Annotated in this window: 5 protein-coding genes and 1 pseudogene; all 6 read left to right on the top strand. The window is 66.6% G+C overall.

All coding sequences use genetic code 11. From position 1 onward, the window contains the following. Positions 1–393: pseudogene (locus tag BLX41_RS36390) on the top strand (acyl-CoA dehydrogenase family protein); the annotation flags it as partial. Positions 394–847: 454 nt separating this feature from the next. After that, positions 848–2,629, top strand: coding sequence for an ABC transporter ATP-binding protein (locus BLX41_RS26900; protein ID WP_123727346.1), 1,782 nt, complete (start codon positions 848–850; stop codon positions 2,627–2,629). Beyond that, entirely contained in the window at positions 2,622–4,529 is a 1,908-nt protein-coding gene (locus BLX41_RS26895) for an ABC transporter ATP-binding protein (RefSeq protein WP_123727345.1), read from the top strand. The genes BLX41_RS26900 and BLX41_RS26895 overlap by 8 nt, the downstream gene beginning before the upstream one ends. A gap of 308 nt (positions 4,530–4,837) precedes the next feature. Beyond that, a complete protein-coding gene (locus tag BLX41_RS26890; RefSeq protein WP_123727344.1) occupies positions 4,838–5,995 on the top strand; it encodes an LLM class flavin-dependent oxidoreductase in 1,158 nt (385 codons plus the stop codon). Between the two features lie 19 nt (positions 5,996–6,014). After that, entirely contained in the window at positions 6,015–7,067 is a 1,053-nt protein-coding gene (locus tag BLX41_RS26885; RefSeq protein ID WP_123727343.1) for an ABC transporter substrate-binding protein, read from the top strand. Between the two features lie 37 nt (positions 7,068–7,104). After that, positions 7,105–8,163: an ABC transporter substrate-binding protein gene (locus tag BLX41_RS26880; RefSeq protein WP_123727342.1), complete on the top strand. Its 1,059-nt coding sequence runs from the start codon at positions 7,105–7,107 to the stop codon at positions 8,161–8,163. The last annotated feature ends 77 nt before the right edge of the window (positions 8,164–8,240 follow it).

Below are 8,240 nucleotides of genomic sequence, written 5' to 3'. Positions count from 1 at the left end.
AAGCAGATCGGCGAATACGCCGTGGCCTTGCGGGCTGCCGAGTCACTGCTGCGGGATGCCGCCCGAGTCTTCGATGAACACGAACAGGACCCGGAGAACAAGGAACTGCAGGACCAGTTGATCCTGTCGGTGGCCACCGCCCGCGCCCACTCCGACAGTGCCTCGCTGAAGATTTCCAGCGACATCTTCTCGCTGCTGGGGGCCAGTTCCTCCCTGAGCAAATGGAACCTCGACCGTTTCTGGCGCAACGCCCGGGTGCACACCACCCACGACCCGATCCGCTGGCGCCTGCATCACGTGGGCAACTACTACCTCAACGGCGTCGACCCGGGCGAATACACCGCCATCCTCAACGCCAAGGAACAACAGGGCGCAACCCGCACCGCGCCATAACCCCAACCACCGCCATCCCTCGTAGGAGCTGGCTTGCCAGCGAAAGCGTCCTCGAGACCGACACAAGGTTCGGGGCCTCTTCGCCGACAAGCCGGCTCCTACCAATAACCATGGCATCACGCACACCGTAGGAGCTGGCTTGCCAGCGAAGGCGTCCTCAAGACCGACACAAGGTTCGAGGGCCTCTTCGCCGGCAAGCCGGCTCCTACCAACAACCACGGCATCACGCACACCGTAGGAGCTGGCTTGCCAGCGAAAGCGTCCTCAAGACCGACACAAGGTTCGGGGGCCTCTTCGCCGGCAAGCCGGCTCCTACCAATAACCACGGCATCACGCACACCGTAGGAGCTGGCTTGCCAGCGAAAGCGTCTTCAAGACCGACACAAGGTTCGAGGGCCTCTTCGCCGGCAAGCCGGCTCCTACGGGGGGTGGCCGATTTTTGAATGAGCCCTGCATGATCGAAAAACACCCTCTCTTGCGCGCCTTGGCGATCTACCGGGAAATGCCCTGGCGCTTCGCTCTGGTGGCGCTGCTCTATATCGCGGTCAATCTGGGACTGGTCTGGCAGCAGTGGCTGATCGGCCATGCCATCAACGATGTCAGCGCCGGACGCGCGGTGCAGCGTCTGGCGGACGGCAGCCTGGATGCCAGCCTCGGCTGGTACTGGCTGTGGCTGATGCTGGCGGTGGCCCTGGGCCGTGGCGTATTGCAGTACGCCGCCAGCGTTTTGTCCCTGGTGCTCAGCCAGGAGCTGTTGACCCGCCTGCGCGAACGCATCCTGCAACAGGTCCAGGGCCTGCACCTGGCCTACCACTGGCAGCACGGCATGGGCGAGATGATCACTCGGACCACCCGCGATGCGGACAAGGTCCGCGATGCCCTGATCAGCTTCTGGCGCCAAGTGGTGGAGACGCCCCTGGTGGTGCTGGCCACTGTCGGCCTGCTGAGCTGGTACAGCCCCTGGCTCGGCGTGGTGCCCCTGCTGCTGACGGTCTGCGGGCTGTGGATCTTCGTGCGCCAGACCGAGCATCTGGTGAGCCTCGACCGCGCCGTGGGTGCGGCCTACGACCGGGTCAACCAGGACCTCAGCGAAGGCATCGGCGGGGTGCGGGTGATCAAGTCCTTCGTCCTGGAACACAGCCGTATCCAGGGCTTCGCCGCCCAGGTCGCGCTGTTCGCCGAACAGGCACGCCGGGCCCTGGCCTATTCCAGTTCGCGGATTCCGCTGCCCCAGGCGGTGGTCGCCCTCAGCCATGTGTGGGTCCTGGTGTATGGCGCCCATCAGGTGGCCACCGGGCAACTGGGGATCGGCGAGCTGGTCAGCGCCCTGTTGATCGTCACCACCCTGGTGTTTCGCATCGAAGGCATTGGCCGGGTGATGCAGACCTTCGCCGACGCCCGCTCCAGCGCCGAACGCATCTGGCACCTGCTGGATGAGCCGGCCGGCATTCGCAGCGGCACGGCCCTGCTGCCGCAGACGCCCCTGGGGCTGAAGCTGGAAGAAGTCAGCGTCAGCGCTCCGGGCGGTGGCCGCCAGATTCTCGAGCACTGTTCCCTGACCCTGCAGCCCGGCGAGATCGTCGCCCTGGTCGGCGCCACCGGCACCGGCAAGAGCCTGCTGGCCAGCCTTCTGCCGCGCCTCACGGACGTCGGCGCGGGCCGCCTGCTGCTGGGTTGCGAACAGAGCGGCTGGCAGGACGTGCGCGATCTGGACCTGGACCAACTGCGGCGCCGGGTGCATGTGGTGCCCCAGGAAAGCTTTCTGTTTTCCGACACCCTGGCCGCCAACCTGCGCCTGATAGCCCCGGGTGCCAGCGATCAGCAACTGCGCCAAGGCCTGGCCCTGGCGGCCGCCGAAGATGTACTCCAACGCCTGCCCCAAGGCCTGGACAGCCGGCTCGGCGATCGCGGGGTGACCCTGTCCGGCGGCCAGCGCCAGCGCCTGAGCCTGGCCCGGGCCCTGCTCGGCGAGCCGGACATCCTCTGCCTGGACGACGCCACCAGCGCTTTGGACGCCATCAGCGAACGCCAGGTGCTGCACAACATCCGCCAGCTACGCCGGGACCAGGGCCGGGCCGCCACCCTGCTGGTGATCTCCAGCAAGCTCTCGACCATTCTCCTGGCGGACCGGGTACTGCTGCTCCAGGACGGGCACATCAGTGCCAGCGGCCGTCACGCCGACCTTTTGCACACCAACGCGCACTACCGCGACCTGCTGGGAATCGACCATGGCTAACCCAATCGCCGGCAAGGCCCTGAGCGACATCGAAATAGAAGAAATGCTCGCCAGGCAGGCCCTGGACCGCAGCATGTTTTCCCGCCTGCTGCCCCTGCTGCGACCGATTCGCGGGGCCATCCTGACGGTGATCGGCATCGAGCTGCTGCTGGTGTTCACCGTCTTTCTGCGGCCCTGGTTCGTTCGAGAACTGCTGGATCACGGGCTGGTGCTGGACCAGGGGCACTGGTTGCTGAACGAGTCGCTGCTGCTGTGGCTGGGCCTGGGGCTGGCCGCCAGCTGGCTGGGGCGTTTTGTCCTTGCCGGGCTGTCACAGTTCGTCGCCGGCGGCGCGGCGATCCGGGTGCTCAACGACCTACGGATCAAGGTCTTCGCCCATGTCCAGGCCTTGAGCATCAGCTACTTCGACCAGACCCGTGCCGGGCGGATCATTTCCCGCGCCGACCGCGACGTCGACAGCCTGGAGCCGTTGTTGATCCAAGGGCCACCAGAGCTGTTGGGGGCCCTGCTGCGCTGCGGGCTGGCCTCGGTGATGCTGTGGCGCATCGACCCGCGATTCTTCCTCAGCCTGGCAGCCACCGTGCCGCTGCTGGCAGTGGCAACCTGGGGCTTCAAGCGCATCTCCCAGCGCAACTGGGCCAAGGTCGCGGAGAACCGCAGCCGTTTCACCGCGCACCTGGTGGAAAGCGTCAGCGGCGCGCGCATGCTCCAGCAATGTGGGCAGCAAGGGCGCAACTTGCAGCGCTATCGCGGTCTGCTGGAGGACTTCAATCAGGCGCTGATTCGCGGCAGCCTGCGTTCCAGCTGGTTCGCCCCGTTCACCGCCCTGCTCAGCTCCGCCGGCATGGCCGCGCTGTTGCTGGTGGGCGCCTTCGGTTTGGCGGGTGCCGAGGTCAGCGTGGGCCAGGTGGCGGAAAGCCTGTTCTACGTGTTTCTGTTTCTCGGCCCCTTGCAGGAGCTGTCCGACCTGTTCGAGCGCTACGCCACCGGCTCGGCCTCGGCCCAGCGGATCTTCCTGCTGCTCGATACCCGGCCCCAGGTCCTCGACCCGCGCAGGCCACAGCCGTTGCCGCGTCCACGAGGCGACGTCAGCTTCGAACAGGTGCGCTTCGCCTATGACCCCAACAGCCCCACCCCGGTGATCCAGGACCTGGACCTGAAGATAGCGGCCGGGGAAGTGCTGGCGATCGTCGGCCCCTCGGGTCACGGCAAAAGCACCCTGGTGCAACTGCTGACCCGCTTCTACGACGTGCAGGGCGGCGCGGTGAAGCTCGACGGCGTGGACATCCGGCAACTGGCCCAGCATGACCTGCGCCGGGCCGTGGGCGTGGTGCTGCAGGACAATGTGCTGTTCAGCGGCAGCATCCTCGACAACCTGCGCCTGGCGGCCCCCGGCGCCGATGACGCGACCCTGATTGCCGCGGCCCGGGAACTGGGGGCGGACGAAGTGCTGGAGCGCCTGCCCCACCAGTACCACAGCGAGGTCGGGCCGCTGGGCGGGCATTTGAGCCACGGCCAGCGGCAGCTGGTGTGCCTGGTACGGGCCTACCTGGCCAACCCGGCGGTGCTGGTACTGGACGAAGCGACTTCGGCGGTGGACATCCACACCGAGCAGCGCATCCAGCGCGCCCTGCGCCGGCTGTGTGAAGGGCGCACGGCGATCATCATTGCCCACCGCCTGGCGACCATCCGCGATGCCGACCGGATAGCCGTGATCCGCCACGGCAGACTGGTGGAACAGGGACCGCATCAGCAGTTGATCCGGCAGAACGGCGCCTATGCGGCGTTGTACCAGGCCTATCTGCGCAGCGCCGACCAACCCGGCGGCGCAAACCCCGCGGCCCCTTTCGCCGGCAAGCCGGCTCCTACAAAAGCACCGCCGATATCGCGCCAGCTGTAGGAGCTGGCTTGCCAGCGAAGGCGTCCGCAAGGACAGCACAAGGCTCAAGGGCCTTTTCGCCGGCAAGCCGGCTCCTACACAAAAACCGTGTACGGGGATATTGGGCGGCGGTGCCTCTGTTGCGCGCTCAGCAACGGTTGCTGACGGGGTGCTGCTACAGCAGCACTCGCCCTCGTCACGGCCTCTGGCACAGCCCCTCAAACCCTATGCCTGCGGCCTCTGCGGCCCATGGCATGGCCGTTGCAACCGCCCCTGACAGGCGTCTTCGCACCCGCGCGGCGCAACGCGTTACTGAATCAGGAGCACCCATGAGCACTGAATTTTTCTGGCGCCTGCCGCTGGGCACCGACGGTCCGCAGTTGAGCACCGATAAACACAATCGCGGCAATCCCCAGCACCGTCCCGGGCATATCGCCCCCGGGCGCTTGCCCAATGGCGAGGCCGACGGTTTCACCTACATCGACTACATCGCCCAAGTGGCCAAGGCCGCCGAGCTGGCAGGCTTCGAGGGCGCGCTGCTGCCCACCGGACCCGAGCCGTGGATCGCCGCTGCCGCTCTGGCTCGGGAAACCCGACGCATCAAGTTTCTGATCGCCTTCCAGGCCACCTGGACCCTGCCGGCCTATGCCGCCCAGCAGGCGGCGATCCTGCAGAACCTCAGCCACGGCCGCCTGGACTGGAACATCATCACCGGCGGCAATCCGGTCAGTCAGCGAGCCAATGGCGACTACCTGGAGCACGATCGACGCTACCAGCGCACCGGCGAGTTCCTCGACATCATCCAGGGCCTCTGGGAGAACGAGCGTTTCTCCTACGACGGCGATATCTATCAACTGGAGAACGGCGCCCTGCCCCCGGGCCTGCAGCATGAACGCAAGCCCGGGGTGTATTTTTCCGGCTTCTCCGACGCGGCCCTGGACGTGGCGGCCAAGCATGCCGACGTCTACCTCAACTGGGCCGAGCCCATCGACCAGCTCAAACCCCATATCGAGCGGGTCCGGGAGCTGGCGGACAAACAAGGGCGCACGGTGCGCTTCGGCCTGCGGGTCGATCTGTTCGCCCGGGAGACCGAGGAGCAGGCCTGGGCCGATCTGCGTCGACAGTTCGACAAGCTCGAAGGCAAGAGCAGCCTGATTGCCAAGAACTTCACCAGCGGCTCCGATTCCGTGGGCGGCGCCCGGCAGACCGCCTATCACCAGAACATCGATCGCTTCGATGACCTGATCCTCGGCCCCAACCTCTGGGCCGGCTTCGCCAAGGCCAAGCCCGGCCCTACCGTGGGCCTGGTGGGCAGTCACCAGAACATCGCCGAGCGTCTGGTGGAGTACCGCGACGCCGGTTTCTCCACCTTCATCCTGGCCGGCAACCCGCACCTGGAAGAAGCCCTGCGCATCGGCCAGGAAGTGCTGCCCCTGGTGCATCAACGCCCCGTCGCCCAGGCGACGCCGCTACAGGCCCGTGCCTGAGCCTATAAGGAGCCCGTTCATGTCCCATCCTCTGGATACCCTCTGGTACACCCGCTGCCCGGTCCCGACGGGCCTGGGCATCGCCGTGCAGCAAGGCTGGCTGCAGGACAGCCTCGGCGCCCTGGGCACCCAGGTACAGTCGCTGCGCGAGTCCCTCGACCAGGCCGTGCGTGAATCCCACTTCGACCACAGCCTGCGCAACTCGGTGCGCCACGGCGGCAGCATCCCGGCTCTGTGGGCCCGGGCCCAGGGCCGGGAAACTCGGCTGATCGGCCTGTCCTGGGCCGACGAGGTGCAATTGATCCTGACCCGCGCCGACAGCGGCATTCACAGCATCAAGGAGCTCAAGGGCCGGCGTTTCGGCTTGCCGGACTGGGCCGCCGCGCAGATCGATTTCACCCGCGCCCAGGCCCTGCGCGGCCTGGAAAACGCCCTGCGCCTGGACGGCCTGCAAGTGGGCGACCTGCAATTGGTGAACTACCGCTACGGCGGCACCTTCAGCGACCCGCAGGTGCAGACCCTGGCCGACACCCCGGTCAGCGTCCAGCCCGCCAGCGGCCGCAACCTGGAACTGCAGGGCCTGCTGCGCGGCGAGGTCGAAGCTATTTTCCTCAAGGGCGCCAGCGCCGCCCGCCATGCCCATGAGTTCGGCCTGCGCACTTTGATCGACACCGGCGCCCACCCCGACCCGCTGATCCGCTGCAACAACGGCACACCGCGCACCCTGACGGTGGACAGTCATCTGCTGGAGCAGCACTTCGACGTCGCCAGGGGCATTCTCGGCGCAGTGCTGCGGGCCGAAGACTGGGCCCACAAGCACCCGGAAGACACTCGCCGCTACCTGGCCCGGGAAACCAACAGCAGCGAGTACTGGGTCAGTGCCGCCTATGGCGACGACGCCCATCTGCGCTTGCGCACCGGCCTCGACGAACAGGCCATCGACGCCTTGCAGGATTTCAGCGCCTTCCTGCGGCGCTGGCGCTTCATCCCGCAACAGGTCGATGTGCGCCAATGGATCGACCGTCGGCCGCTGGATGCGTTGCTGGCCACCCCTACCGCTCTGGCCGGCTGACCGCGCCAGGTTTCATGGATTCGAACTGAAGACCCTTATGAGCAAACCACTCGATACCCTCTGGTACACCCACAGCCCGGTGCCCACCGGGCTCGGCATCGCAGTGCAGTCCGGGCGTCTGGCACAAGCCTTCCTGCCCTTCGGCACCAATATCCAGTCCCTGCGCGAATCCAGCGAGCGCGAGGTGCGCGAGGCCCACTACGACCACCACCTGCAGAACTCGGTGCGCCACGGCGGCAACATCCCGGCCATCTGGGCCTATTCCAGCGGCGTGCAGACCCGGGTCCTGGGGCTGTCCTGGAGCGACGAGGTGCAGTTGATCCTGACCACTGCGGAAAGCGGCGTGAAGAGCATCCGCGACCTGAAGAACCGGCGTTTCGGCCTGCCGAAATGGGCCAACGTGCAGATCGACTTCACCCGCGCCCAGGCCCTGCGCGGGCTGGAGAACGCCCTCAAGCTCGAAGGCCTGGCCGTCAGTGATGTCGAGCTGGTGGACTACCCCTACGGCGGCACCTACAGCGATGAGCAGAAACAACACCTGTACGGCTCCGAAGTCAGCCTCGGGGTGACCCGTTTCAGCCGGCGCAACAACGAGCTGATCGGCCTGTTGCGGGGCGACATCGATGCGATCTTCCTCAAGGGCGCCCACGCCGTGCACCTGGCCAACGAGTTCGGCCTGCAAGTGGTGGTGGACACCGGTTCCCACCCCGATCCGCTAATCCGTTCCAACAACGGCACGCCACGGACCCTGACCGTGGACACCCACCTGCTGCGCGAGCACTTCGATGCCAGCGTGAAAATCGTCGACACCGTGCTGCGTACCGAACAGTGGGCCTGGGCCAACCCCGAGGAAACCCGGCGCTTTCTCGCCCGGGAGCTGAACACCAGCGAGTACTGGGTGGCAGCGGCCTATGGCGAGGACGCCCACCGGCGTCTGCGCACCACCCTGGATGCCCGCTCCATCGAAGCCCTGCAAGACTTCACCGATTTCCTGCACCGCTGGCAATTCATTCCCCGGCGTTTCGACGTCCGGGAATGGATCGATTTCAGCGTGTTGGAGACGGTCATCGGCTCCACTTCCCGAGTGGCGGTGTAACCCCGCCCCAGCGAAACTGACGGCGCACCCGTAGGAGCTGGCTTGCCGGCGAAAGCGTCAGCCCAGGCGATGCATGT

Origin of the sequence: Pseudomonas protegens (genome assembly GCF_003732485.1) — a bacterium.
GTDB lineage: Bacteria > Pseudomonadota > Gammaproteobacteria > Pseudomonadales > Pseudomonadaceae > Aquipseudomonas > Aquipseudomonas protegens_B.
This window is presented reverse-complemented; position numbering and strand designations above follow the sequence as displayed.